At 60.0% G+C, this 26,533-nt stretch carries 22 protein-coding genes; 11 read left to right on the top strand and 11 right to left on the bottom strand.

Going from position 1 to position 26,533, the window contains the following annotated elements; translation table 11 throughout:
• Nucleotides 1-239: 239 nt before the first annotated feature.
• The 5 genes from ACTQV4_RS04455 to ACTQV4_RS04435 all read left to right on the top strand — a co-directional run bounded on the left by ACTQV4_RS04455 (nucleotide 240) and on the right by ACTQV4_RS04435 (nucleotide 4,430).
• Nucleotides 240-1,184: a hypothetical protein gene (locus tag ACTQV4_RS04455; RefSeq protein ID WP_441031981.1), complete on the top strand. Its 945-nt coding sequence runs from the start codon at nucleotides 240-242 to the stop codon at nucleotides 1,182-1,184.
• A 169-nt stretch (nucleotides 1,185-1,353) separates the two neighbouring features.
• Nucleotides 1,354-1,875: a Rep family protein gene (locus ACTQV4_RS04450; protein ID WP_117743461.1), complete on the top strand. Its 522-nt coding sequence runs from the start codon at nucleotides 1,354-1,356 to the stop codon at nucleotides 1,873-1,875.
• Between the two features lie 63 nt (nucleotides 1,876-1,938).
• Nucleotides 1,939-2,544, top strand: a complete 606-nt coding sequence (locus ACTQV4_RS04445; protein WP_117734894.1) for a hypothetical protein — start codon at nucleotides 1,939-1,941, stop codon at nucleotides 2,542-2,544.
• Nucleotides 2,545-2,616: 72 nt separating this feature from the next.
• Nucleotides 2,617-3,822: a site-specific integrase gene (locus ACTQV4_RS04440; protein ID WP_199407132.1), complete on the top strand. Its 1,206-nt coding sequence runs from the start codon at nucleotides 2,617-2,619 to the stop codon at nucleotides 3,820-3,822.
• Between the two features lie 161 nt (nucleotides 3,823-3,983).
• Nucleotides 3,984-4,430, top strand: a complete 447-nt coding sequence (locus ACTQV4_RS04435; protein ID WP_117743459.1) for a low molecular weight protein-tyrosine-phosphatase — start codon at nucleotides 3,984-3,986, stop codon at nucleotides 4,428-4,430.
• A gap of 170 nt (nucleotides 4,431-4,600) precedes the next feature.
• Here ACTQV4_RS04435 and ACTQV4_RS04430 read toward each other — a convergent pair whose 3' ends face one another.
• Together ACTQV4_RS04430 and ACTQV4_RS04425 are read right to left on the bottom strand one after the other, a co-directional pair.
• Nucleotides 4,601-4,930: a TIGR04076 family protein gene (locus ACTQV4_RS04430; RefSeq protein ID WP_441017131.1), complete on the bottom strand. Its 330-nt coding sequence runs from the start codon at nucleotides 4,928-4,930 to the stop codon at nucleotides 4,601-4,603.
• On the bottom strand, nucleotides 4,923-5,747 hold the full coding sequence (locus tag ACTQV4_RS04425) for a PfkB family carbohydrate kinase (RefSeq protein WP_441031977.1): 825 nt from the start codon (nucleotides 5,745-5,747) through the stop codon (nucleotides 4,923-4,925). The genes ACTQV4_RS04430 and ACTQV4_RS04425 overlap by 8 nt, the downstream gene beginning before the upstream one ends.
• 486 nt (nucleotides 5,748-6,233) lie before the next feature.
• Between ACTQV4_RS04425 and ACTQV4_RS04420 the strand changes: the two genes are divergently transcribed.
• From ACTQV4_RS04420 to ACTQV4_RS04405, 4 genes are all read left to right on the top strand, one after another.
• A complete protein-coding gene (locus ACTQV4_RS04420; RefSeq protein ID WP_427727674.1) occupies nucleotides 6,234-6,740 on the top strand; it encodes a MarR family winged helix-turn-helix transcriptional regulator in 507 nt (168 codons plus the stop codon).
• Nucleotides 6,733-8,547: an ABC transporter ATP-binding protein gene (locus ACTQV4_RS04415; RefSeq protein ID WP_441031974.1), complete on the top strand. Its 1,815-nt coding sequence runs from the start codon at nucleotides 6,733-6,735 to the stop codon at nucleotides 8,545-8,547. The genes ACTQV4_RS04420 and ACTQV4_RS04415 overlap by 8 nt, the downstream gene beginning before the upstream one ends.
• A complete protein-coding gene (locus ACTQV4_RS04410; protein WP_441031972.1) occupies nucleotides 8,540-10,459 on the top strand; it encodes an ABC transporter ATP-binding protein in 1,920 nt (639 codons plus the stop codon). The genes ACTQV4_RS04415 and ACTQV4_RS04410 overlap by 8 nt, the downstream gene beginning before the upstream one ends.
• 344 nt (nucleotides 10,460-10,803) lie before the next feature.
• Entirely contained in the window at nucleotides 10,804-12,951 is a 2,148-nt protein-coding gene (locus ACTQV4_RS04405) for a Tex family protein (protein WP_441569385.1), read from the top strand.
• A gap of 224 nt (nucleotides 12,952-13,175) precedes the next feature.
• On the opposite strand, the gene ACTQV4_RS04400 is transcribed toward ACTQV4_RS04405, so the two are convergent.
• The 5 genes from ACTQV4_RS04400 to ACTQV4_RS04380 all read right to left on the bottom strand — a co-directional run bounded on the left by ACTQV4_RS04400 (nucleotide 13,176) and on the right by ACTQV4_RS04380 (nucleotide 17,185).
• Nucleotides 13,176-13,880 (bottom strand): transaldolase, encoded by a 705-nt coding sequence (locus ACTQV4_RS04400; protein ID WP_441569384.1) that lies wholly within the window; start codon nucleotides 13,878-13,880, stop codon nucleotides 13,176-13,178.
• 324 nt (nucleotides 13,881-14,204) lie between these two features.
• A complete protein-coding gene (locus ACTQV4_RS04395; protein WP_117635569.1) occupies nucleotides 14,205-15,596 on the bottom strand; it encodes a PTS ascorbate transporter subunit IIC in 1,392 nt (463 codons plus the stop codon).
• Nucleotides 15,597-15,667: 71 nt separating this feature from the next.
• Nucleotides 15,668-15,943 carry a PTS sugar transporter subunit IIB gene (locus tag ACTQV4_RS04390; RefSeq protein ID WP_022094539.1) on the bottom strand — a complete coding sequence of 92 codons (276 nt, stop codon included), beginning with the start codon at nucleotides 15,941-15,943 and terminating at the stop codon, nucleotides 15,668-15,670.
• 75 nt (nucleotides 15,944-16,018) lie between these two features.
• A complete protein-coding gene (locus ACTQV4_RS04385; protein WP_154517874.1) occupies nucleotides 16,019-16,465 on the bottom strand; it encodes a PTS sugar transporter subunit IIA in 447 nt (148 codons plus the stop codon).
• Between the two features lie 9 nt (nucleotides 16,466-16,474).
• Nucleotides 16,475-17,185: a transaldolase gene (locus ACTQV4_RS04380; protein WP_117564350.1), complete on the bottom strand. Its 711-nt coding sequence runs from the start codon at nucleotides 17,183-17,185 to the stop codon at nucleotides 16,475-16,477.
• 348 nt (nucleotides 17,186-17,533) lie between these two features.
• Between ACTQV4_RS04380 and ACTQV4_RS04375 the strand changes: the two genes are divergently transcribed.
• On the top strand, nucleotides 17,534-18,325 hold the full coding sequence (locus ACTQV4_RS04375) for a DeoR/GlpR family DNA-binding transcription regulator (protein ID WP_195838607.1): 792 nt from the start codon (nucleotides 17,534-17,536) through the stop codon (nucleotides 18,323-18,325).
• A gap of 44 nt (nucleotides 18,326-18,369) precedes the next feature.
• Here the strand turns inward: ACTQV4_RS04375 and ACTQV4_RS04370 are convergent, their stop codons facing one another.
• Nucleotides 18,370-19,200, bottom strand: a complete 831-nt coding sequence (locus ACTQV4_RS04370; protein WP_441031964.1) for an HAD-IIB family hydrolase — start codon at nucleotides 19,198-19,200, stop codon at nucleotides 18,370-18,372.
• A 75-nt stretch (nucleotides 19,201-19,275) separates the two neighbouring features.
• Between ACTQV4_RS04370 and rlmKL the strand changes: the two genes are divergently transcribed.
• Complete coding sequence (rlmKL, locus tag ACTQV4_RS04365; protein WP_441031962.1) at nucleotides 19,276-21,834, top strand: bifunctional 23S rRNA (guanine(2069)-N(7))-methyltransferase RlmK/23S rRNA (guanine(2445)-N(2))-methyltransferase RlmL; 2,559 nt, start codon at nucleotides 19,276-19,278, stop codon at nucleotides 21,832-21,834.
• Between the two features lie 95 nt (nucleotides 21,835-21,929).
• Here the strand turns inward: rlmKL and ACTQV4_RS04360 are convergent, their stop codons facing one another.
• The 3 genes from ACTQV4_RS04360 to ACTQV4_RS04350 form a co-directional block, all read right to left on the bottom strand.
• A complete protein-coding gene (locus ACTQV4_RS04360) occupies nucleotides 21,930-22,643 on the bottom strand; it encodes a response regulator (RefSeq protein ID WP_441031960.1) in 714 nt (237 codons plus the stop codon).
• Between the two features lie 4 nt (nucleotides 22,644-22,647).
• Entirely contained in the window at nucleotides 22,648-24,273 is a 1,626-nt protein-coding gene (locus ACTQV4_RS04355) for a sensor histidine kinase (RefSeq protein WP_441545528.1), read from the bottom strand.
• A gap of 187 nt (nucleotides 24,274-24,460) precedes the next feature.
• Nucleotides 24,461-26,488 carry a KUP/HAK/KT family potassium transporter gene (locus ACTQV4_RS04350; protein ID WP_427719648.1) on the bottom strand — a complete coding sequence of 676 codons (2,028 nt, stop codon included), beginning with the start codon at nucleotides 26,486-26,488 and terminating at the stop codon, nucleotides 24,461-24,463.
• Nucleotides 26,489-26,533: the final 45 nt, after the last annotated feature.

Genomic DNA, 26,533 nt, shown 5'->3' with positions numbered 1-26,533 from the left:
CTCTTAGCCTCGCTGGGACCATGTTGTTTGCGGGAGGGATCACACATTACGTCATGCTATCTGAATCAACACGGTTGCATGCACGCATTAGGAAGGGGCTCTTTGATCCACGTTACGGGAATCCTCTACACCTGCGAGAAGGCGAGCTTCTTCCCGACATCTCTTGCAAAGAGACGGCTCCTGGACAGTTCGAGCTCGCCATCTCAACCTCATCCTCAACGGCAGAAGAAATATCGAAGATGGGACCTAGCATTAGCTCCCGACTTCGCGGAAGGTTCTCCCGCTACGCCGTCGTACTTGCCGAAGCAGACGTCGCATGCAATCAAGTGACCTTCTTCCTTGAAGATGTGACGTTGCATCGAGAGATCAAGGCATCGCGTGTCGAGGATTTGTGCCCGGCGAACGCCTACGAATTCCGCGTTCAAAACGGCACGAGCATCGACCTCCGCACCTCCGGTTCCATGCTCATCGCTGGAAAGACCACGGGCGTGATCGCCCTCTTGCTCCAAGCCCTGTTGGCTGGTCCTGACGGACACGGATCGCAAGTCCTCATCATAGACCCCAAGCAGGCCGAGCCCTCCCGACTTCCTCGCGTGGTTTCACTGAATGCTGACAGGGACGCTCGCGCAATCCTGTCTGCGTTATCACGGTTCGCCGACAGCATCAAAGAGCGACAGAGCTTCCTCAACGACAGGTCGACAGAGACGGGAGACGCCGTGCACTGGTGGGATGCGAGGCTTCACGTTTCGCTTCTCTTCATGGATGAGTACGTGGCACTCCGCACGCTGTTTCCCAAGCGCGCGAGCAAGGAGGACCCCGATTACTGCCTCGCGACGTTTGATGGGCTGGTGAAGCGCATCGTAACGATGGGGGCGAGCGCGGGCTGCTACGCCATCATCTCGATCGCCGAGGCGTCTGTTGAGGAGGGGGGCTTGCCGTCGATGCTGCGCTCGGCGTGCAGCACCCGCGTCCTCTTCAAGCCGACGCTTCCCGAGGCGCGGCTCATATGGGGCGCGGAACGCCTGCTCGACCTCGGTGCACCTCGCACCTTCTCCCCGGGCGACGCTTGGTTCAGCAGTACGGACGGGGCGCACGACCGCATCGGCTTTGTGCATTTTCCGATCATGGACTTCCCCGTGTACCGCGAGCTTGGGCGGCTCCTTGACCTGTACTTCAGAGAATAACCACCGCGGGGTCCGCTTCGCGCAGCAAAAGCGGACCCCGTCGATTGTTCCATTACTTGAAATTCTGCTCATTTATGCGCCTTGGGGAGCTTGTTATCCCAAGGCGCACCCTCGGGCGCGTTCCAAAATCGTCCCGAAATAGCTCATTTACGAGAAAGGACTCGGAACCATGACCAATTCTCTGCCCATGAAGACCCGCGCGATGATGTACGAGCAGCAGCTCGATCACCTGCCCCGTCTTGTGGACGAAATGTACCGAAGAATCGAAACACTCGCCCCGAAGCGCTATGCGGGCATCGTGCACGACAGCGACACGACGGACGCGGGACGTCCGGCAGCCGCGCATCTTCACGTGATGATGGAGTTCCAGAATCCGCGCTCGCTCAATAGCATCGCGAAGCTCCTTGGAGATAAACCTGAGCGCATCGAGGCTTGGAAGGCAGGTGTGGAAAACGGTTTTTCCTACCTGTGCCACAGAACGGATGGCGCACGATCCAAGCATCAGTACGACCCCAAAATCGTGCGCTCCAATTTCGATTACCCAGCGCTACTTGCTTCTATTGAGTCGCGCGTTGCTCGAACGAGGTCCCATAGCAGCATCAAAGTCCTTCTCGATGACCTTCTCGAAGGTCGTATCGACAAGGAGTCCTTGATCTCTCAGCTCTCCGGATCCGAATATGCCCGGACATAGCGTCAGATCGAAGACGTTTATGCACGCCGCCTTCAGGTTCAGGCCCGGGAATGGCGGGGGTTGATGCTCAAGGGCGAAAGAAGGGTGGAATCAGTTTGGATCTTCGGGCCTGCTGGAACGGGGAAGTCCACCCTCGCAAAGCTCTATGCGAAGCGGAAGGGCGAACCGTTCTTCGTCTCTGGATCTACGAGAGACATCTTTCAGGGGTATGAGGGCAAGCACACGGTGATTCTTGACGAACTTCGTCCCTCATCCATCCCCTACGCCGACCTGCTTCGCATCACGGATCCCTATGCGATGGAGCATGAGGTGATGGCACCGTCCCGATATTCCGACAAAGCGATAGCCGCCGATCTCGTAATCGTCACGACGCCCTACAGCCCCTTGGAATTCTATGGAGAACAGATGCGCCGATCCGCGACTTATCGTCCGCAAAACGATGTCGACGGATTTGGTCAACTTGAGAGGCGCCTCTCCGTCGTTGCGGAGATGCAGACGAGGGAGATCTGTCTCTCTGAGTTTAGGCACGATCTCGACGGATACTGGCCGGTCGAAGGTTCCTCTCGTACAAACCCATATTCGAGTTATGCGCGAGGACTCGCCCCCTCGTCCTGCGCCAACGCTCTTTATAAAGAGCTTCTCGACACCGTTTCGCACTTGACAGCTTAACCAATCGGGCCCCGTGCGATAATCTTGAAATATCGCATCGGGGCTCTTTTCTGAACAGGAAGGAGCCTGCTAGTGACTGTGAGAAAAGACAGCAAAGGGCGAATCCTCAGACGCGGGGAAAGCCAGAGAAAAAACGGCCGTTACTGCTTCAAGTATGTGGATGCAAGAGGTAAAACGCGGAGCGTCTACTCGTGGACCTTGACAACTCATGATCTAACTCCGAAGGGGAAGAAAGCCAGTCCGTGCTTGCGCGCGTTGGAGCATGAGATCCAGCGCGATCTGCTTGATAAGGTCGCGCCGAACAATATGACAGTCTACGAACTCGCATCTCGTTACACTGAAACAAAGACTGCCGTGAAACAATCCACTCGAGCCGCCTACAAGACAATCCTCAATTTTCTTGCTACAGATGAATTCGGCTCGCGACGAATATGCGGTGTCACCTCCCTTGATGCCAAGGAATGGCTCATCAACCTGCAAAAAATCCACGGCAAGCGCTATAGCACAATCCATAGCATCCGTGGTGTTCTGAGACCGGCGTTTCAACTGGCAGAGGAGAACAGCCTGATTCGCCGAAATCCCTTCTATTTCGAGCTCGCAACGATACTGACAAACGACATGGTTACACGCAAGGCCTTGGCCACTAACCAAGAACGCAGATTTCTTGCTTTCGTGGAGGGCGATGAACACTTTCACCGCTATCGTGACGCCATCTACATCCTTCTAAATACGGGCCTGCGCATTTCTGAATTCTGCGGTCTTACCGTCGAAGACCTTGATTTCAAAAACGGAAGCATTCGGGTAAACAAGCAACTTCAGCGGACCAGCAACATGCGATACTACATCGAACGTCCCAAGACGGAGAGCGGGATCCGCTATGTTCCCATGACTCAAGCCGTGACAGAGTGTTTCAGGAGTATCCTTGCGCAACGTCTAAAGCCTTCGAGTGAGCCGGTCGTTGACGGTGTTAGCGGTTTTCTGTTTCTTGATAAAAACGAGATGCCGCGTGTTGCCCTGCACTGGGAGAAGTACTTCCACCACGCGATAGAGAAACATAATCGCATCTACAAGGATGAGCTTCCCAAAATCACACCACATGTCTGCCGACATACCTTCTGCTCGAAGATGGCACGCAGGGGAATGAACCCTGCGAAGCTAAAATGCATCATGGGCCACTCCGACATCAACGTGACTTTTAACACATACACCCATCTTGATTTCGACGACGTCAGAGAGGATATGCTGAAAATTGGATGCAAAGGACGGTCAACATTGTGACAACAAGTCGTAAACCCTCGTTCTTTACGACAATTCTTACGACGCTGGAAAGAAGAATAATCCGCTCATTTATGAATCAATTTGATATTCTGTCCTTGACGAGGGATCAAAAAGCAGTGCGATTATCTGCGAAAACTCTGATATTCGAGAGGTTTTAGCCAATGCGCAAAATCCTATTTGTCTGTCATGGGAACATCTGTCGCTCGACGATGGCTGAGTCGGTGTTTGCCGAGCTGGTGCGCCGTGCTGGGCGCGAGGCGGAGTTCGTCATTGATTCTGCCGCGACCTCGACCGAGGAGATTGGCAACCCTCCGCATCATGGCACCGTCGCCAAGCTGCGCGAGGTCGGGATTCCCGTCGTTGCGCACCGCGCGCGCCAGGTTCGTCGCGCGGAGTATGGTGACTGGGACCACATCGTCTATATGGATGCCGAGAACGCGCGCGGCCTGCGTCGCATCTTCGGCGACGATGCCGACGGCAAGATTTCGCGGCTGCTGGATTGGACCGATCGCCCCGGCGACGTCGCCGATCCCTGGTACACCGGCAACTTCGATGCCACCTACCGCGATGTGCTCGCCGGCTGCACGGCCATGCTCGAGCAACTGTAGGCGCCCGGGCGGCGCGGATGCGTGAGCCACGCCATCGGCATAAAATGAGCGTGGATAATCTCCCGCATACAAATTGAGCGTGGATAATCTCCCACTTTGAACGCAAAACGGCGCTCTAAACGGGAGATTATCCACGCTCATTATCTTGGTGGGAGAAAATCCACGCTCGATTACTCGTCGACGATCTCGGCGAGCCAGACGTTCAACGTATCGACCTCGGGGCAGCAGAACTTTGCCGTACCGGGCTCGTTGCCGGGCACGGTTCCGCCGTAGCGCAGGATGTCGATATAGGGAAAGCCCACATGGCAGGCCATGGAGCACATCTTGCCGCGATCGCGGTCGAAGTCGAAGACGTCGCCGGGCGTGTGGCCATGGTGGCAGCGGCACGTGCCCAGCTGGTCCACGCAGCTAATGCGGATACGTGGGCGCTTGCCGCGTGGCGCGCCGAGCAACTTGCCCTCGCTCGCGGGCTCGGGGCCGCTTTCGCTGGCGCTACTCATGGTCGATCACATCCAGGCAGGCCTCGATGGGCAGGCCGGCAGACTTGTCCTCCTGGTCAGCGTTGCGCTCGATAAGCTCGGCCACCACACGCATGGCATCGGCCGTTGCGTGCTGCAGGCTCCAGCCAGCCATAACGCGACCGACGAGCACCGCCGAGAACGTGTCACCGGTGCCCGGGAAATAGACCGGGATCAGGTCGAAGGGAATCGTGAAGTACTCCCCCGCCACGTGGTCGTAACCGATGACGGCGTTCGTGCCGTCGACCACAGCGCTCGTAATGACCACCGACTTGGCGCCCAGCGCGCGCATGGCGTCCACAAGGGCGTGGGCCTCTTCGGGCGTAATTTGCTCGGCAATAGGCCTATCGGCAAGCAGGCACGCCTCGGTATAGTTGGGCACCGCGTAGTCTGCGCACTCCAGCAGGTGCCGCATAAGGCCAATCGTGGACTCGGGCACGCCCGCATAGAGCTTGCCGTTGTCGCCCATGATGGGGTCGACGAATACCTTGGTGCCCTTTTGCGCGCGGCGGTGGCAAAAGTCTGAGATGATGCGCGTCTCTTCTTCGGTCACGATAAAGCCGGTCGAGATGGCGTCGAACTCAAAGCCGAGTTCTTCCCAGATGGCAAGACTCTGACGCACGTACTCCGTGGTGTCGTGGATGTAGAACTTGGGATAGTTGAGCGTATCGGACACAAGTGCCGTCGGCAGATTGTGGATACGGTAACCCATGTGCGACAGCACCGGCAGCATGGCGGAAAGCGCGACCTTGCCGTAGCCGCACATATCGTTGATCAGCAACAGCTGAGTGTTCTTCATGAGTGTCCCCCTTGGGTCGGGCGCGGCGCAACGGCGCCACAGTGCGACTAAGTGTAGCGCAGGGAGCACGGCAGGCGGGCGCCGGCGCCGTGGAGGCCACATTGTTGCGGAAAGGTTTCGGAAATGAGAGGGCAGCCTGTCCCCCTTTGTACCAATCCCTTGACAAGGAGTGTCCCCAGCTGCCGGCACAAGAAGAACGTCCCAAGTGCCAAAAAGGGCAACGTCGATGTTTTGGCAACGACAGCGAGCGGGCCGCATTTGAGACAAGGTGACGTGAAACGAAAGGGCGCTGACCTTTTGGTCGCGCCCTTGAAGTTGAACGTCAGATTGTACAGGTGCGGCCCGCGCAGCGTCGAGCCGTTACGCGGTTTGGTAAAACCGCGTAACCACTAGTTTGGTACCTTGACTTTGATTTCTCACGCTCCTAAATTGGTTAGGCACAAAACAATTCCACTACCTAACTAAAGAAAGGAGCAGCACTAATTCATGTGCGATGAACCTCTTAGCCTTTGTTCGCACGAGCCCGGCGGCGACCCGTCACAGCCGGCGGATGTATCCGAAGCGGCTAGCTCGGAAGACAAGCTTGCCAAGCGCATCCTCAATAACCTGGGCTTTTGCGGCCATTACATGCATTTTCATGGCGGAGGCGTGTCCGGCAAGGCGCCCATCATCTGCCTACTGGCCAAGCAGCCCGGCGGCGAGATGTCGCAGCAGGAACTCGGCATGCACTTCGGCCTCAAGCCGGGGTCGCTTTCCGAGATCCTGTCCAAGCTCGAGCTCAACGGCCTCATTGAGCGCAGCCGTAACCCCAAGGATCGACGGCAACTCACCATTCGCCTGACCGAAACCGGCCGGGAAAACGCCCGAATCGACCAGGCGGCCCGCATCCGCTTTAGAGAACGGGCCTTTAGCGCGCTCACCCACGACGAGCGCGAGCAGCTCGCCGAAATGCTCGATAAAATCCGCAAAACCTGGGAGGAACTGGATGATTAAAACCCTCATGGGCAGCATCCGCGACTATATGAAAGTCACCGTTGCCACGCCGTTGCTCGTGCTTGGCGAGGTAATCTGCCAGATGATGATCCCGTTTATCACCGCCGACATGATCGACGCCATCAAGGACGGCACCGCCGTTACCGAGATGCTGCCCACCGCCGGCCTTCTCGTACTCATCGCACTGACGTCACTCGCCTTTGGCGCCGCCGCGGGCATCACCTGCAGCCATGCCAGCTGCGGCTTTGCCAAGAACCTGCGTCGCGACCTGTTCTACAAGATCCAGACGTTCAGCTTCGCCAACATCGACGAGTTCTCGACCTCCTCGCTCGTCACGCGCCTCACCACCGACATCAACAACGTGCAGCAGGCCTTTATGATGCTCATCCGCATCGCCGTGCGCTCGCCGCTGGTGCTGGTCTTTGCCTTTACCATGGCATACGCCATGGGCGGCAGCGTCGCCATGGTCTACCTGGTCATCATTCCGCTGCTGGGCTTTGGCCTGTTCTTTATCATCTATAAGGTGCGCCCCATCTTCTCGCGTGTGTTCCACAAGTATGACGCCCTTAACGAGTCCGTCGAGGAAAACGTCACCGGCATGCGCGTGGTCAAGAGCTACGTGCGCGAAGACTTTGAGAAGGAGAAGTTCGCCACCGCCGCGCGCGACGTCCAGATGGACTTCACCCGCGCCGAGAAGTTGCTCGCCTTCAACAACCCCATGATGAACATCTGCGTCAACGGCGCGTTCGTCGTCATCATCTACCTGGGCTCCAAGCTCATCATCACGAGCCAGGGCACCCTGTTCGATGTGGGCCAGCTCTCCTCCATCTTTACCTACGGCTTCCAGATTCTGATGAGCCTAATGCAGCTGTCGATGATCTTTGTCATGGTGACCATGGCAGATGAGTCGGCGCACCGAATTACCGAGGTGCTGGCCGCCGAGCCCACGATCGCTAACCCGACCGAGCCCGTGCACGAGGTTGCCGACGGCTCCATCGACTTCGATCACGTGAGCTTTAAGTATTCCGAGCATGCCCGCCGCCAGGCGCTCGACGATATCGACCTGCATATTAAGAGCGGCGAGACCATCGGCATTATCGGTGGCACCGGCTCGGCCAAGTCGACGCTCGTGAACCTGATCGCCCGTCTGTACGATGTCACGGAGGGCACCGTGCGCGTCGGCGGCGTGGACGTGCGCGACTACGACCTGGACGCGCTGCGCCACCAGGTAGCCATGGTCCTGCAGAAAAACGTGCTGTTTAGCGGCACCATCGCCGAGAACCTGCGCTGGGGCGACCCGAACGCCACCGACGAGGAAGTCCGCGAGGCCGCACATCTGGCCTGCGCCGACGAGTTTGTCGACGGCTTCCCCAAGGGCTACGACACCTGGATCGAGCAGGGCGGCTCCAACGTTTCCGGCGGCCAGAAGCAGCGCCTGTGCATCGCGCGTGCCCTGCTGCGTCGCCCCAAGATCTTGATCCTGGACGACTCCACGAGCGCCGTCGACACCAAGACCGACGCCAAGATCCGCGAGGGCCTGGCGAGCTACCTGCCCAACACGACCAAGCTCATCATCGCCCAGCGCATCAGCTCCGTTCAGGACGCCGACCGCATCATCGTCATGGAGGGCGGCCGCATCAAGGACATCGGCAACCACGATGAGCTGCTCAAGACGAGCGAGATCTACCGCGAGACCTTTACCTCGCAAAACAAGATGTCTGCCGAGGGCGAAGGGGCCGTCGAGGCCGACACCGAGGCATCCGCAACGCAAGCCCAGAACCAGGAAGGAGGCGAGGCACATGAGTAAGGCAACCACCGCCGAGCGCGCGCTCAACCGCAAGAGCGGCACCATGTCGCGCCTGATCAAGATGCTCTTTGGCTTCTACCCGGTGCTTTTGCCCCTCGTCGTCGCCGGCGTTGTGCTCTGCGCCATCATCAACTCCATCGGCGCGACGTTTCTCCAGAGCGCGCTGCAGGTCATTAGCGAATCGTGGCAGTCGGGCGACTGGACGGCCGCGCAGCCCAAGATTCTGAAGCTCGTGACCACCCTCGGCTGCATCTACGCCGTGGGCGTCGCCTCCTCGCTCTTCTGGAACCGCGCCATGGCCGTCATCACGCAGGGCTCGCTCGAGAAGCTGCGCGAAAAGATGTTCAACCGCATGCAGGACCTGCCGATTCGCTACTTCGACACGCACCAGCGCGGCGACATCATGAGCCACTACACCAACGACATCGACACGCTGCGTCAGATGATCAGCCAATCGCTGCCCAACCTGCTCATGACGATCATCGTCATCGTCACCGTGTTCTTCATCATGCTGTATTACAGCGTGTGGATGTGCCTGGTCATCATTGCCGGCGTCGCCTTTATGACCTTTATGACCAAGCTGCTCGGCTCCAACTCCGCGCGCTTCTTTATCGCGCAGCAGACCGAGCTCGGCGTGGTCGAGGGCCATATCGAGGAAGTCATGAACGGCCAGAAAGTCGTCAAGGCGTTCTGTCACGAGTCCGCTGCCGAGGCCGATTTTGACGAGCGCAACGAGAAGCTCTTCGAGGTCTCGCAGAAGGCCAACATGTACGCCAACATCCTCATGCCGATCCTCGGGAACCTGGGCGACTTGCTCTACGTGCTGGTCGCACTGGCAGGCGGCATCTTCCTGGCGCTGGGCGTGCCCAACCTGAGCCTCTCGGGCATGGCGCTCTCCATCGCCGTCGTAGTGCCGTTCCTCAACATGACCAAGCAGTTCTGCGGACAGATCGGTCAGATCTCGCAGCAGATCAACGCCGTGGTCATGGGTCTCGCCGGCGCCGACCGCATCTTTGAGCTCATCGACGAGAAGCCCGAGGGCGACGAAGGCTATGTGACGCTCGTCAACGCGCAGGTCAACCCCGATACCTGGCAGCTCGAGGAGGCCGACCACCACACCGGCATGTGGGCATGGAAACACCCGCACCGTGCAACCGGCGAGATCGAGTACGTACCGCTGCGCGGCGACCTGGTCATGGACAACGTCGACTTTGGCTACACGCCCGACCACGAGGTGCTGCACGGCGTGTCCGTGTTTGCCAAGCCGGGCCAGAAGGTCGCGTTTGTCGGTGCCACCGGCGCGGGCAAGACGACCATCACCAACCTCATCAACCGCTTCTATGACATCGCCGACGGCAAGATCCGCTACGACGGCATCAACGTCAACAAGATCCGCAAGGCCGATCTGCGCCGCTCGCTGGGCGTTGTGCTGCAGGACGTGAACCTGTTCACCGGCACCGTGATGGACAACATCCGCTACGGCAACCTGGACGCCACCGACGAGGAGTGCATCGCGGCGGCCAAGCTCGCGGGTGCCGACGACTTTATCACCCGCCTGCCCGACGGCTACGACACCATGCTCACCGGCAACGGCGCCCAGCTGTCGCAGGGCCAGCGCCAGCTGATTTCGATCGCACGCGCTGCCGTCGCCGATCCGCCGGCAATGATTCTGGACGAGGCCACGTCGAGCATCGACACCCGCACCGAGGCCATCGTGCAAGCGGGCATGGATAAGCTCATGGAGGGCCGCACGACGTTTGTCATCGCGCACCGCCTGTCCACCGTGCGCAACGCCGACGCAATCATCTGCCTGGATCACGGCCGCATCATCGAGCGTGGCAACCACGACGAGCTGATCGCCAAGCGCGGATATTACTACCAGCTCTATACCGGAGCGTTTGAGCTGGAGTAGCTCAAAACATCCCCTACGCTCCCAACGGAGCTCCCCGAGGGAGACGGGGTGTTTACTCCGTGCTCAAACATTCTCGCTTCGCTGCGAAACTGCGCGCGGAGCAAACACCCCCGTCTCCCTCGGGGAGCGCCTGCGTACACGGTCTTTTCTCGCAGCCTGAAAAGAAGTGGTGAGGCCCTGGCCGTTTGGCCAGGGCCTCGTTTTGTAAGGAGGGACTCCACCGTCTCCCGTTCGCAGTCCCGTAGCTAAAAAAGCCCCGTCCCAAAAAGACTGCTTTGGCAGAACGTCGGGTGGTATCCTTGGTAGCCCTGTGCTGCAAACGCACCTTAAACGCAAGGAGTCCCATGGATCTTATCGCCCAGCTCGCCCGCGAGCTCAACCTTAAGGCCGCCAACATCGAGTCAGCCGTCAAGCTCATCGACGAGGGCAACACCATTCCCTTTATTTCGCGCTACCGCAAGGAAGCCACGGGCGGCATGGACGACGTCGCCCTGCGCGCACTCGACGAGCGCCTGTCCTACCTGCGCAATCTTGAGCAGCGTAAAGAGGACGTCATCCTGCTCGTCGACGCCCAGGGCAAACTCACGCCCGAACTCGAGCAGCAGATTCGCGAGGCCACGCAGCTCCAGCGTGTCGAGGACCTCTACAAGCCCTACCGCAAAAAGCGCATGACTCGCGCGCAGAAGGCCCGCGAGGCAGGCCTTGAGCCGCTCGCCAACATGATCATCATGCAGGCCTCGGCCAAGGGCAGCGCACTCGACGCCGCCGCGGCATACGTCAACGAGGAGGCCGGCTTCGACACGCCCGAAAAGGCGCTTGCCGGCGCGGCGGACATCGTGGCCGAGACGGTGGCCGAGGACCCCGAGAACGTCGCCGACCTGCGCGCCTTTACGCAGAACACCGCCGACATCGTCGTCGAGGCCACCGACCCCACCGAGAAGACTCCCTACGAGCCGTACTACAGCTATGACGAGCCGCTGCGCCGTATTCCCAACCACCGCGTGCTGGCTATCGACCGCGGTGAGCGCGAGGGCAAGCTCCGCGTGCGCGTGAACGTCGACGGCACTGCCGCCACGGCGCGTCTCGGCAGTCGTTGGCCCCGACGCCAGGGCGTGTTTGCGCCCGTCTTTGAAGCCGCCATCGCCGACGGTTACAAGCGCCTCATGGCCCCCTCGTTGGAGCGCGAGGCCCGCGCCAAACTCACCGTCCGAGCGCAGACCGAGGCCATCAACGTCTTTGCCAAGAATCTCGAGGGCCTGCTCTCGGCACGCCCCGTGCGCGGTGCCCGTGTGCTCGCACTCGATCCGGGCTACCGTACCGGCTGCAAGGTCGCCGTCATGGACGAGACCGGCAAGCTACTCGACCACGGCGTGGTCTACCCCACCAAGCCGCGCCACGACGTCGCCGGCACCAAGCGTGAGCTCGCCCGCCTCGTCAAGAAGGACGGCGTCAACACCATTGTCATCGGCAACGGCACCGCCAGCCGCGAGACCGAAGAAGTCGTCTCGGAGTTCATCGCCGAGCAGGCGCCTGGACTGCGATACACCATCGTCAACGAGGCCGGCGCATCGGTGTACTCCGCCTCCGAGCTCGCCAGTCAGGAATATCCCGACCTGGACGTCACCGTGCGTGGCGCCATGAGCCTGGGCCGCCGCCTGCAAGACCCGCTGGCAGAGCTCGTCAAGATTCCGCCCCAGTCCATCGGCGTTGGCCAGTACCAGCACGACCTTGACCAGACCGAGCTTTCGCGCACCCTGGGATATGTGGTGGAGGACGTCGTCAACCGCGTGGGCGTCGACGTAAACACCGCAAGTGCGAGCCTGCTGGGATACGTATCGGGCATCACGCCGAGCGTAGCCAAAAACATCGTGGCCTACCGCGAGGAGAACGGCGCCTTTACCGATCGCCGCCAGCTCAAGAAGGTCCCCAAGCTGGGGCCCAAGGCATATCTCAACGCCGCGGGCTTCCTGCGCATCAGCGGCGGTAAGAACCCGCTCGATGCGACGAGCGTCCACCCCGAAAGCTACGAGGTGGCCACGGCCGTCCTGGAGCGTGCGGGTGTGGCGGCAAGCGAGCTCAGCCGCGGCGGCGTGCCCGACATCGAGCGACGCATCGGCAGCATCTCGGCGCTGGCAAGCGACCTGAACTGCGGCATCCTCACGCTCATCGACATCGTCAACGAGCTCAAGAAGCCTGGCCGGGACCCGCGCGACGACGCGCCCGAGGTGGTCTTTAGCCGCTCAGCACTTTCCATCGACGACTTGGAACCCGGCATGGAACTCAAGGGCACGGTGCGCAACGTTGTGGACTTTGGCGCCTTCGTCGACGTGGGTGTGCACCAGGACGGCCTCGTGCATATCTCCAAGCTGGCTAACCGCTTTGTCAAGCACCCCAGCGACGTGGTGCGCGTCGGCGACACGGTCAAGGTGTGGGTCGAAAAGGTCGATCGCAACCGCAAGAAGATCTCGCTCACCATGGTTCAGGGCAAATAGCCGCCAAAGCGGACGTCCCCCTCTTCGCGGCGTGCAAAATTGCGAGTATTCAGCATCTCCCGATAGCCCCGCGGCGCTTCAGAGGGCCATAAAAGCAAAAACGGCCCCCGTTTTGGCGTTTTAGAGCCAAAACGGGGGCCGTTCCGCGCTTCAACCAGCTGGTAAAAGTCTTTACCATGCTGAAAACTCGCGATTTTGCACGTCGCTGCAGGGGGTACCCTTGCTTAGGGCAGAATATGGAAACCCAAAGCGGCGATATCCTTGGCAAAACCGCGCACGGTATCGAGCGAGACCTCGTACGGGTCACGGCCGATGTTCCTGCGCTTGGCCAGGATGCTATTTGGCACCGTGATGATCTGGCAACCGCAGGCCTCGGCCTGGTAAATGTTGATAAGCTCGCGCGTGGACGCCCACAGGACCTCACAGTTGGGCTTGGCAGCGGCCTTCTTGACCGACTCCGTCATAAACGGAATGGGATCGACGCCGGTGTCGGCGATACGGCCGGCAAAAAGCGAGATGATGGACGGCGTCTCGGCGTCAACGGCATCGATCATCTCATCGACCTGCTTAGGCGTAAAGATGGTGGTAACGTTGACCTTGATGCCGTCGGCCGAAAGCTTGCGCACCAGCTCGGCGGTGGACTCGCCCTTGGTGGTCACGCACGGAATCTTGACGTAGACGTTATCTGCCCAGGTAGCAATCTCGCGCGCCTCGACCTCCATGGTCTCGACGTCGTCGGCAAAGACCTCAAACGAGACGGACACATCGGTGATGTGGGCCAGAACCTCCTTGGCAAACGCGCGGTAATCCGTCACGCCACCCTTCTTCATAAGGGACGGGTTGGTCGTGAAACCCTGAACGTTGCCGTTCTCGTACATGTCGAGCATGCCCTCGAGGTTTGCACCGTCAGCGAACACCTTGATTGCCATCTGACTGATTCCTTTCGTTTGCATACGGCCGATAAACTGTTAAACACTTTACCTACGTTTATCAAGGCGTGAACTGCGGTTTTTTATCTTCTCGGCGAACGGTTTTGCGGTTTTACCATTTTTATATCGACGCCCCAGCGGCAAAACGTTTTTGCTAATCATCGCGGTTGCTTCCGTTCGCGGCGCTGAAACAGCGCTTCACCGGCGCGTTTTCACAACCGCTCCAAAACAAAAAGCGGCGACGCCTCATTTGAGACGTCACCGCTTCCGTGTAGGAGCCGGTTATCGGAGCTCCGCCCGATTAGGGCTTAACGTATGCCTGGATTACTCTTCCTCAACGTGGTTGATCACAGCACCCTTGGTGTGGATGAAGTTGGGGACGAAGGCGACGATCAGAAGGACGGCGAGAATCGCGTAGACACCGGTGGTACCGAAGGCCTCGGCAGCGCGGCCGAGCGTAATACCAATGACGGAGAAGTCGAAGTCGCCGAACGTAGTGTTCTTGAAGCCAAAGACGTCAAGAACGGGCAGGAGCAGAGCAGGGGCAAAGGTGATGAGCAGGCCGTTGACGAAAGCGCCAAGAGCTGCACCCTTGCGACCGCCCGTGGCATTGCCGTAGATACCGGCGGTAGCACCGCAGAAGAAGTGGGGAACCATGCCCGGGATGATGAAGATGCCCAGGGTAGCGCCCACGATGAACATACCGACAACGCCACCGATAAAGGAAGCGACAAAGCCGAGGATGACGGCGGTGGGAGCATAAGGGAAGAAGACGGCGCAGTCGACGGCGGGGATGGCACCGGGGATCAGCTTGTTGGAGATGCCCTGGAAAGCCGGGACCAGGTCGGCGAGAATCATACGGACGCCGTTGTAGACGATAGTGACACCGACGGCGAAGGACAGGGCACAAGTCAGGGCATAGACGATCACATTGTCGCCGCCAGCGGTCTTGGTAACGACCGCAGGGTCTGCGATGTAAGCGGCAAAAGCGGTAACCAGGTAGAAGAAGGCCATGGTAAGAGCCGTGGAGATGGTGGTGTCGCGCAGGAAGGCAAACTTCTCGGGAACCTCGATCTTCTCGGTGCTGTTCTCCTCGGCGTCCTTAGCAAAAAGCGTACCGACTGCAGCGGAGATGTAATAGGCGAGTGAACCGAAGTGGCCCATGGCGATTTCATCGCCATCGGTAACCTTCTCGGTGAAACGCTGACCAACGGCGGGAAGCATAGCGCTCACGAGGCCCAGGAACATGCCGCCCACGATGACAAGCTGGACATCCTGGAAGCCAGATGCCTGCAGAACGGCAGACAGCAGGCAAGCCATAAACATGCTGTGATGGCCCGTCAGGAAGATGTACTTAAACTTGGTAAAGCGGGCAATGATAATGTTTACGACGTAGCCGAGAATCAGGATCATCATGGTCTGAACGCCAAGGACGCTCTGAGCCATCGAAACGACGACCTCGTTGTTAGGCACGACGCCGGTGATGTGGAAACCGGTCTCGATGAAGGTCCCCAGCGGAGCAAGGTTCTCCTGAACAACAGCGGCGCCAGCAGACAGCATGATGTAACCAAGAATGGGCTTCAGGGTTCCCGTCATCACCTTGTGGGCAGGGCGCTTGAGCGCAACAAGGCCCACAAAGGCAAACAGACCCATGATCCACGCTGGCTTGGTCAGAATCGATTGGATAAACTCAAGTATGGGAAGGATGGCTTGCATCTGCGCTTCCTTTCTCTCTAACGTGGGCGCGTTTCCCTCTTCCACAGGGAACCGCCCTTTTTTATGCCGCTTTAGGCGTTAGCAGCGGCCGCCTTGATTGCCTCAAGGGCGTCTTCGCGGATCTTCTTCTTGTTCACATAGCTGCGAACGATCACAACGTTGCCGTGGAGCTCGGGGGCGAGCTCCTTAACGGTGATGAACAGATCCGGATTTGCGGAAGAAGCACCGTTCAGGTCCATAGACTCAACGTCGGCCTTGATGCCCTCCTCCTCGCAAAGCTCCTCGACTTTGCCAGCGAGCATCAGGCTAGACCCGATGCCGTTTCCGCATACGGTGATGATATGCATGGCAACCTTCCTCTCCTACACGTGACGGTTTTCCGTCTATCCAAAAGCGGCGACGCATCGCCGTGCCATTAAGGCCTAAAAGAATGAACGCATGGTCTCCAAAACCTGCTCGGGCGTATCGCATGCGCTGAGCTTGGCAACGCAGTCCTCGTCCTCGAACATCTGCGAAAGCTCCGCCAAGCAGCCAAGATGAGCCTTGGGGTCGGGTGCGCAAATACCCACGAGCACGTGAACCGGATCGAAATCCTCATGTCCAAATGCAACGGCAGGGTCAAGCGTGACAATGCAGATGCCGGCCTCGCTCACATTGCCATCGGCCTGAGCGTGAGGCATGGCAATGCCCTCTTCCAAGACCATATAGGGGCCGAATTTGTGAACCGACGAAATCATGGCGTCAACATAGCTCTGGTCGCATTTGCCGGCGTCAACTAGCAGCTTACCGCATGCCTTGATCGCTTCCTCCCAATCGGAGGCCTCGACGTGGCAGGCAACAAGCTCGGGCTTAAGAAGATCGGTCAGCATGCTCGCCCCCTACTCCTCGGGCAGGATATGGAAACCAAGTGCCTGAATGTCGCGGGCGAAGCCCTTGACCGTATCAAGCGAGTACTCGAGTAAATCTTTTCCGAAATTCTTGCGCTTGGCAAGAAGGGCATTGGGAACCGTAATGATCTGGCAGCCAACGGACTCCGCCTGGAAGATATTGAGGACCTCGCGCGTAGACGCCCAAAGAACCTCGGCAGCAGGCTTGACGGCAGCCTTCTTTACGGACTCCGCCATGAGGGGCAGCGGATCGACGCCGGTATCGGCAATGCGACCGGCAAAGATGGACAGAATAGAGGGGGTCTCGGCAGAGACGGCATCGACAAACTCGTCGACCTGCTCAGGCGTGAAGATAGTGGTGACATTCACCTTGATGCCGTCGGCAGAAAGGCGCTTGACCAGCGCGGCAGTGGACTCGCCCTTGGTGTTGAGTGCCGGGATCTTAACGTAGACGTTGTCTGCCCAGGTTGCAATCTCGCGGGCCTCGGCTTCCATACCCGCCTCGTCGTCGGCAAATACCTCAAAAGAGACCGACACATCGGTGATGTGCTCAAGAACCGTCTTGGCAAAAGCGCGGTAGTCAGTCACGCCACCGGCCTTCATAAGGGAAGGATTGGTCGTGAAGCCCTGAACGTTACCATTGTCATGCATGTCAAGCATGCCTTCGAGGTTAGCGCCGTCGGCAAACACCTTGATCGCCATGTTCGGTCCTTTCTCATCTAGCACTATTGCTATCGAAAGCCTTCTTCTTTGTTTCAAAAGCTTTTCGGTTTTCTTTTATAAACCATTTCAAAAGCTATCGAAAGCTCAATTGTCATCTTTCCGTGAACGGTCGAATATCGGGTGTGAACGTACTTCTTTTGGGCGGCACCTTCAGAACAAGACCCTCTACACGCTATTTAAGTGTAAACTATCTGCTACGCATGCATTTGGGACATGCCATTCCGTTCATTTGATTCATTCGATTTTGCCTTGTCCTTTTCATATCGATACGTTATATTTCGATTACGAAAGGCGTATCTTTTGCCTTTCGTTCAAAAGGAGCGGCATATGGCATCTACTTCAGACCTTTCACCGGCCGAGCGTCAGCGATTTATTATGAACTGGCTGGCCGAAAAGCCAAATATCTCGGTATCCGACATCGTTCGCCGTTTTTCGGTTTCGGAAGTCACCGCACGACACGACCTCGTCTCGCTGGAATCCGAAGGCAAGCTGCGTCGCGTACGCGGCGGAGCGGTATCGCTTTCTCGCTCCAACGCAATCTCGTATCCCGAGGAGCGTATCAATGTCCAAGTCGAGGCCAAAGAGGCCATCGCCGCAACCGCGGCAACTCTTGTTGATGATGGCGATGTTCTGGTAATTGATATCGGCACCACAGGCTTTTACTTCGCTAAGGCCCTCATGGACAAGCGTGAGATCACCATTATCACCGGCGATCTTGCAATCGCGAACTATGCCAGCTTTAATCTCCCCAATGCTTCGGTAGTGCTGCTGGGCGGCTCCGTGCGCAAGGGCCACCTCTATCTCGCGGGCGCACTAACGCTCGACTGCATGAGCAAACTCCATGCCGACAAGGCGTTTGTCAGTGCCGACGGATTCCACCCCGACCACGGTTTTACCGTCGAGCACGACTTCTCAGCCATGATCAAGCATATGTACCTGACCAACTCAAACCAGAGTTACATGATGGTTGACCAGGGAAAGTTCAACAAGACCAGTTTTTATCAGTCCGCGCAGATCGATGACCTCGATGGCATCATCGTTGATGGAGACGACGAGGGTATCATGACGGCGGCGATCGAGAGCAGTCGCAGCCATCCCAAGCTCTATATTGCAAAATAGCTCAAATGGCCGGGTCGCCCCCCCCCTGCGGGCGACCCGGCCATTTATTCAATCAACCCAAAATGCCGCATCGCTGTGACGGTGCCGTCGTGTGCGACATCGTCGGTCACGTAGTCGGCGACCGCCTTGACCTCGGGCATGGCGTTGCCCATGGCGACAGCCGTCTCGACCGAAGCGAGCATGCCCAGGTCGTTGCCCGAATCGCCAAAGCCAAAGGTGCGCGCATTTCCCTCGCGGCCCAGATACGTCAGCGCTCGCGCCACGCCCACGCCCTTGTTGATGCCCTTGGGGCTCAGCTCGCGATTCTGGCCACCGGTGTTGCACAGCTCAAACTCGCAATCGATAAAGCCGTCATCATTGGCTACGCGAGCCAAACTGGGCACACTGAGGCATACCTTGCCCACGCGCAGACTGCCGTCGACGCGCATTTCCTCGGTGCTGTGCACCACAGAAGTGCCGATCAGAGACGACTGCTCAACGCCCACAGGCTCCAGGGCAAAAGTAGCCACGTTGGTCTCGAAAAAGGCCTCAATCCCTGCCGCGGCCATACGGCGCGCAAGCTCCTCGATAACGTCCTCGTCAAAGCAGTCCTCGTGTACCACGCGTCCCTCGACTTCGAGCGTGGCGCCTGCCATGGCCACGACGCCCGCGGGGTCGAGCGCACGCAGGCTATCGGCGATAAGCCACAGGGGGCGACCCGTGCAGATAAATGCCTTGTGCCCTGCATCGCGCAGTGCACGGAACGCCTCAACCACCGTCTGCGAGGGGTGAACCGCCGAAAAGTCCTTATCGGTCATATCGTCGGGATCGAACGACGTCAGCGTGCCGTCCACGTCAAAAAAGAGCACGGCGGAATCGGGGCACGCATCAATCATATGGGTTCCTTTCGGGGATGAGGGCAAACGAAGCATCCATCATATAATGGAGCGACGCAACCAGAGAGGTCACCCATGGAATTTTACGCAAGCTGCCCCGAGGGCTTTGAGTCCGCACTCGCCGATGAGCTTAAACGCCTCGGGCTTTCGCATGTCCGCCGGCTGAAGGGCCGCGCTACGTTTGAGGGCGAGCTCGAAGAAGGCTACCGCGCCTGTCTGTGGTCGCGCCTGGCGAGCCGCGTGTTCGTGGTTCTTGGGCGCTTTGAGGCGCAGGATGCCGACGAACTGTACGATAGCGTTTACGACATCGCCTGGGAGAACATCATCCGCCCCGGCGCAACCATCGCCATCACCGCCCGCGGCGTGACCGAGCAGCTGCGCAACACACGCTTCTCTGCCTTGCGCGCCAAGGACGCATTGTGCGACCGCCTGGCCGAAACCACGGGCCGTCGCGCCGATGTCGATGCCGCCGATCCCGATGTTCACCTGCTGCTTTCGCTGCGTCAGCGCCGCGCGAGCATAAGCCTGGACCTTTCGGGCGACCCGCTGTTCAAGCGCCTGCCGCCCGCAGCGACCCGCGCCGGCGAGGGCGCGCACGTGCTGCGTCCCGACTACGCCGCCCTGGTGCTGGCGCAGGTCGGCTGGACCGCGCTGTGCGAGCGCGAGCTCACAGCCGATGACTACGAGAACGAAGCCCTGCCCACGCTGATCGACGCCTCGTGCGCCGGCGGCGGCCTGCTGCTGGAAGCCGTGAACATTCTGACCGACCGCGCCCCGGGCGCTGCACGCGAGCGCTGGGGCTTTGAGGGCTGGCAGCCGCACGACGCCGCCCTATGGGAGCAGCTGCTCGCCGAGGCACGCGAGCGCGAGGCAGCAGCACGCGAGCGCCAGGCGCGCATCGTCGCCGTGGACATTGACCCCGCTGCCCGCAAGACTGCCGAGCGCATGGTCAAGTGCGCCGGCTACAAGCGTTTTGTCGACTTTTGCGCTGCCAAGCCAGCCACCGTGTTGGACCATGCAGGCGCTGTCGCCGGCGCCGCCGTGGTCGCGGATACGACCGAGACACCGCTTTCGCTCATGCACGACGCCATGACGCTGGTCGGCGAGCTGCGCCGCGCGCCCGAGCTTGCCGCGGCGCCGGTCGCCGCGCTCACCCGCGATGGATTGCTGGCCCGCTCGCTCCACGCCGAGCCCGAGCGCTCGATCGCCGTCATGCCCAACAACGAGGAGGCGACCGTCGAAGTCTGGCCGTCGCTCGACCACGCCGCCGCGGCATTCGAGGCTGCAACCAGCGCAAACGCCGAGAAACAGACCGCGGACGCCGTGGACGAAGCCGCCAGCACCCCCATGCCCGAACCTGCCGCCACGCTCGACCTGGGCGACGGCAAGCCGCTGCCCGTGCTCATCCCCGAGTCCGAGCAGTTCGCCAACCGCTTGCGCAAGAACGCCCGTCTGCGCCGCAAGTGGGCAAAGCGCGAGGGCGTGAGCTGCTACCGCGTCTACGATGCCGACCTACCCGATTACTCCGCCGCCATCGATCTATACGAGGGCTGCCCGCAGACGCCGGGCCGCTGGCTCGTCATCGCCGAATACGCCGCGCCCAAGACCATCGATCCCGCGCTTGCCCAGGCCCGCATGCTCGACATTCTGGCCATCGCGCCGCGCATCCTAGATGTTCCCGCCGAGCACGTGCACGCCAAGGCCCGCATGCGTTCGCGCGGCGGCTCGCAGTACGGCAAGCAGGGCGCCGGCAAGGGCGGCTCGGGCGAGCGCGCCAATATCGCACGCCGTCGTCTGCCGCTCATCGAGGAGGGCGGCCTTACCTTTGCCGTCAACTTTGACGACTACCTGGACGTCGGCATCTTCTTGGATCACCGCGTCACCCGCAACCTGGTGCGCGAGCACGCCAAGCAGGCGCGGCGCTTTCTCAACCTGTTCGCCTATACCGGCACCGCTACCTGCTATGCGGCAGACGGCGGCGTCGAGGAAACTGTGACGGTCGACCTCTCCAACACCTACCTGGACTGGGCCGAGCGCAATATGCGCCAGAACGGCTTTGTTGGTCCGCAGCATCATTTTGTGCGCGACGACGTGCTTGCCTGGATTCGCGTCCAGCGCCAGACGCGCAACCGCTGGGACCTGATTTTTGTCGATCCGCCCACGTTTTCGAACTCATCAAAGATGGGCCGCCGCACCTGGGACGTCCAGCGCGACCATGTTGAGCTTTTGGCCGGCGTATCGCGCCTGCTCGCACAGGGCGGCCACGCCATCTTTAGCTGCAACCTGCGCGGCTTCCGCCCCGAGACGCGCAAGCTCGCGCGCGCGGGCGTCGTGCTAGAGGACATTACGGCGCAGACCATCCCGGAGGACTTTGCGCGCAACCAGAAGGTGCACCATTGCTATATCGTGCGCCGCCTGCCCATCGAGGACGCCATGGCCGAAGTCGGCTTTAGCGCCGAGGAGATTGCAGAGCGAACCGAAGAGCTGCGCAACCCCGAGGCCCGCAAGCCCCGCGCAACGGCGCCCGCGCACGCGCAAGCCGGAGACCGAGGGTCGCGCGGCGACGGCAAGCCTGCCTGCGCCGGCAAGCCCAAAAAGAAGAAGTTCTACGCCAGCAAGCCCAAGGGCAGATAAACCAAGTTGCGGTGGAATACGGACTGTTTTGCCTGGAATTAGGCAAATTTAGACCGTATTTCACCGCAACTCATATTGGGATGGTGGTTGGCGATCTAGCCTTGGGTGACCAGGCGATAGCCGATACCCACGTGCGTCTGGATATAGCGCGGATGCGCCGGATCGGACTCGATCTTCTTACGCAACGTGCCCATAAAGACACGAAGGCTCGCCAGGTCGCTCTTAGTTGCCGTGCCCCAAATCTCGTGCAGGATAAACTGGTGCGTCAGCACCTTGTCGGCGTTGTGCGCCAGCAGGCACAAGAGCTTGTACTCGATCGGCGTCAGATGCAGCTCCTCGCCATCCATCGTGGCGATGCCGGCATCAAAATCGATATGCAGCTCACCGGTATCGAACGAGCCCTCGGAGGCAACGCCGCCCGTTTGCGTATACGAAAGGCGCCTGAGCGTCGTGCGAATGCGCGCGAGCAGCTCCTCGACCGAAAACGGCTTGGTCAGGTAGTCGTCGGCACCGGCATCGAGTGCGCGAATCTTGTCCGCATCCTCGCTGCGCGCCGAGACCACAATGATCGGCATGCCCGACCATGCGCGCACCGACTCCACCACCTTGACGCCGTCCATATCGGGCAGGCCCAGATCGAGCAGCACAATACTCGGTGCCTGCGATGAGGCGGCGGCGATGGCGGCATGGGCGGTCTCCACGGCCATATGGCGCAAGCCGTGCGCCTCGAGCGCGGCAACGATAAGGTTGCGGACGGCGGGGTCGTCCTCAACGACCAAGATGAGCGGTTTCATGGCAGAGTTCGGCACAGCGTTACTCCTTATCAAACGAAACGTCGGCGGCGGGAAGCCCAATCGTAAAGACCGAGCCGTGCGGGTCCGCCGCGGCAACCTCTATGCTACCGCCATGCGCCAACATAATGGATCGACAGAGCGAAAGTCCCAAGCCCACGCTGCGATGGCTATCAGCCAACCCATGGTTGACAGTGTAGAACGATTCAAAGATCCGGCCCTGCTCCTCGGGCGCAATACCGGGACCGTCATCGGCGACGGAACATGCCACCTTTCCATCGTTCGCCATAATCGAGATCACGATATGCGAGCCCGACGGCGTATAGGCAATAGCGTTGTTCACCAGGTTCACCACCAGCTGCACCATCAGGCGCGCATCGACGTTGACGAGCGCCGGCTCGTCGCACGGCACCACCTTAAGATCGTGCTCGCGTACGGCCGGATTCACGTGGCGCAGCGCCTCCTCGACGATATCGTCCATGAGCTCGAGCGTGGTCGACAGATGCATGCCGCCGCCCTCGAGCTTTGTGATGGCGAGCAAATTCTCGACGGTGGCGTTGAGCCATTGCGCATCCGAACGAATGGAAAGGAGCATGCCGCGGCGCGTCTGGCTATCGAGCACAGCCGTGCCGGTCGAACCCTGGTCGAGTAGCACGTCGGCATTGCCCGAAATGCTGGTAAGCGGCGTGCGCAGATCGTGCGAGATGGAGCGCAGCAGATTGGCGCGCAGCTGTTCGTTTTTGGCGAGCACCGCCGCCTCCTCGCGGGCCTCCATGGCGCGGGCGCGATCGAGTGCCAGCTCGCCTTCGCTCACGATGGCGTCGGCAAGTGTCCGTTCCTCGTGCGTCAGCACGTCGGGCTCGGCAACGATAGCCAGCACGCCCACCACCGAGGCGGGGTCGCCCGAGCGCACGAGGCCGTCGCCCGTGCAAACCGTCAGGTAGATGCCATAAAACGCCGAGCCGCCATAGGTGGCATCGAGCGGCGTTCCCACATAGGCGGACGCCGAGAGCCGCGGCGGCATCTGGGGCGTCAGCTGGTGCACCGGCGCGGCGTCACCCACGGCCGTGTACGTCGCACGCGGCAGCAAGTCATCATCGTCGGCGTCGGCGCTGTACCACACGACCGGACAGCCCGAAAGACGCGCCAGCTGCGTTGCCATGGCATGCACAATCTGCTGCTGATCGGGACACCGCTGCAGCATGCGGTTGGTCTCGAGCACCATATGCGTGCGACGGTCGCTGGCGGCAGCCTGTGCCAAGGCGCGGCGCAGGGCCAACGCAATCGAGCTCGACACAAGCGAGACCACAAACATGATGAAGAACATGCCGGGATAGACGCGGTCGATAAACGATAGCGAGCAGCGCGGGTCGACAAACAAGAAGTTATAGAGCGCTACGGCGGCAGCCGAGCTCAGCAAGCAATACAGGCGGCTCCAGGTAAAGAATGCGCACAGCTGCACGGCGAACACATAGACGATCATGATGCTCGGCGCGAGACCAGGATGGTCGAGCAGCGCACCCACAATCGTCGCCGCGACCAGCAGCCCCGCCGATACGCAGGCGTCATACAGAGGGCTGCGACGTGTCAGCGTTGTGCGCCGCCACCAAAAGCTATCGGCAATATCGCCGTCCGCACGGACGTCCATCGGCACCCCGCCCCTCTCTTAAAAACAAAAACCACCACAGAGGGACAGCACCTTTGTGGTGGTTTCCCTTGTGGTGGTTCCAAGTGTATAGCCTTTGCAGTCTGCGGTCGTTAGACAAACAGCACGTGCGCGAGCAGGACGCACACTCCTGTCCATCGAAGGCCAACTCCATGCAACCTGTCGGCGACTACGGGCGCTCGTTGGGGGCCAAGCGCTGCATCTTGTTCACAGCCTTGAACTTGGTGAACAGCGGCACATACTCAAAGCTCACGTTGGAGTTCTCCAGGCCGTACCAGCGCGCCGGCGTACCGGCAAAGCGGCGGATGATGTACTTGAGCGTGATGGCCGTGCGCTCGCTCGGCTCCACGTCACTCTCGGGCGCCAGGAGCTTGCGGATCATGACGAACTTAAACGTGCCGATGTTGCCCGGATCCTTGTAGACCGAGTAGTCATGCATCTGCGGCGGCAGCTCGCCAGTGGCGGCCAGATCCTGAACAACCTGGCGCAGGTAGGCGTTCACGCGCTGGTTAACCTTGTAGCCCAGGTACAGATGCACGCGGAAAACATAGTCGGTGCCAAACGTCTCGACCGAATAGGCAAAGGTATGCGGTTCGTCCATGGTCTCGACGTTCACGAACCACCAGGCGCGGGCGCGCTTGGGATGCTTGTCCAGAATCGAGTAGACGATATCGCGGTCGATGTAGTCGGTATTGGTGTCCTTGGTCAGGTACACGATGTTGTCGCTCATAAGCTCATAGCGATCGTCGTCGCGCAGGCGCTTGAGCTGCGGCAGATAGCTGCGCAGCGGCAGCAGCGTAAACTGACGCCGCTCGACCGCCGTGCCGTTGTACCAGCACAGCATAACGCCCATGATGAGCATAGCCATAAGAATAGTGAAATAGCCACCGTGGAAAAATTTGGTGAGCGAACTCACAAAGAAGAAGCCCTCGAGCATAAGGAAGAACACAACGAAGATATACGGGACGACCTTAAGGCCGCGATCAACATGCAAGTAGAAGAAGAGCAGCAGCGTCGTGCACATCATGGTCAGGGTAATCGCCAAGCCGTAGGCGGCCTCCATGTGCGCCGAGCTCTGGAACAGCAGCACCACGATGACGCAGCCCACAAGCATGACGTTGTTGACCATGGGAATATAGAGCTGGCCCTTGGTCTCGGCAGGGTAGAAGACCTGCATGTGCGGCATGAGGTCCAGGCGGCTGGCCTCGGACACCAACGAGAAAGCGCCGGTGATGAGCGCCTGCGAGGCAATGATGGCCGCGACGGTGGAAAGGCCGACGGCAAAGGGACGCAGGCCCGGGGTAAGCATCTGGTAGAAGGGGTTGAGGTCGGCGATACCCATGAGCTCCGGGTTGCCGGCGTTGTTGATAAGCCACGCGCCCTGGCCCATGTAGGACAGCAGCAAGCAACACTTAACGAACGGCCATGTTGCGTAGATGTTGCCGCGGCCCACGTGGCCCATGTCGGAATAAAGCGCCTCGGCACCGGTGGTGGCGAGGAAGCAGCTGCCCAGAATCATGATGCCCGCATGGTTGTTGGGGCTCAACAAAAAGGCGATGCCGCGCACCGGGTTGAGGCACAGCAGCACGGCGGGGTGCTGGAAGACAAAGAACAGACCCGTGCCGCCCAGGAACAGGAACCACAGCGTCATGATGGGGCCAAAGGCGTGGCCGATCTTGGCCGTGCCGATGCGCTGCACCAAGAAGAGCGCAATGATGATGGCAAGCGTGATGGCCACGACGCGGGCCTGATCGTCGCCCAGCACGGCATGGACTGCCGGAATGGTGCGCAGGCCTTCGATAGCCGTAGTCACGGTAACGGCAGGCGTGAGGATGCCATCGGCGAGCAGTGCCGCGCCGCCCAGCATGGCGGGGATGATGAGCCATTTGCCGCAGCGCTTAACCAAGCTGTACAGAGCAAAGATGCCACCCTCGCCATGGTTGTCGGCGCGCAGCGAGATGAGCACGTACTTGACGGTCGTCAGCAGCGTGACCGTCCACACGACAAGGGAGAGTGCGCCGAGCACGAACTCCTCCGTGACGCTTCCGATGCCGCCGTTGCCGGCAACGAGCGCCTTGGTTACATACATGGGGCTGGTGCCGATATCGCCATACACCACGCCCAGCGTGACGAGCATCGCCGAGATGCTCACAGGAATCGCAGCGTGCGAGGCTGCCTCCTTGGCCTTTTGTTCCATAAGCCGGTTTCCTCCCAACTTTAACGTTCGAGGGGATTATAGATA

This window comes from Collinsella sp. LCP19S3_B11, from assembly GCF_052121915.1.
Taxonomy (GTDB): Bacteria; Actinomycetota; Coriobacteriia; order Coriobacteriales; family Coriobacteriaceae; genus Collinsella.
The sequence above is the reverse complement of the archived record's forward strand: the minus strand, read 5'-3'. Positions and strand labels throughout refer to the sequence as shown.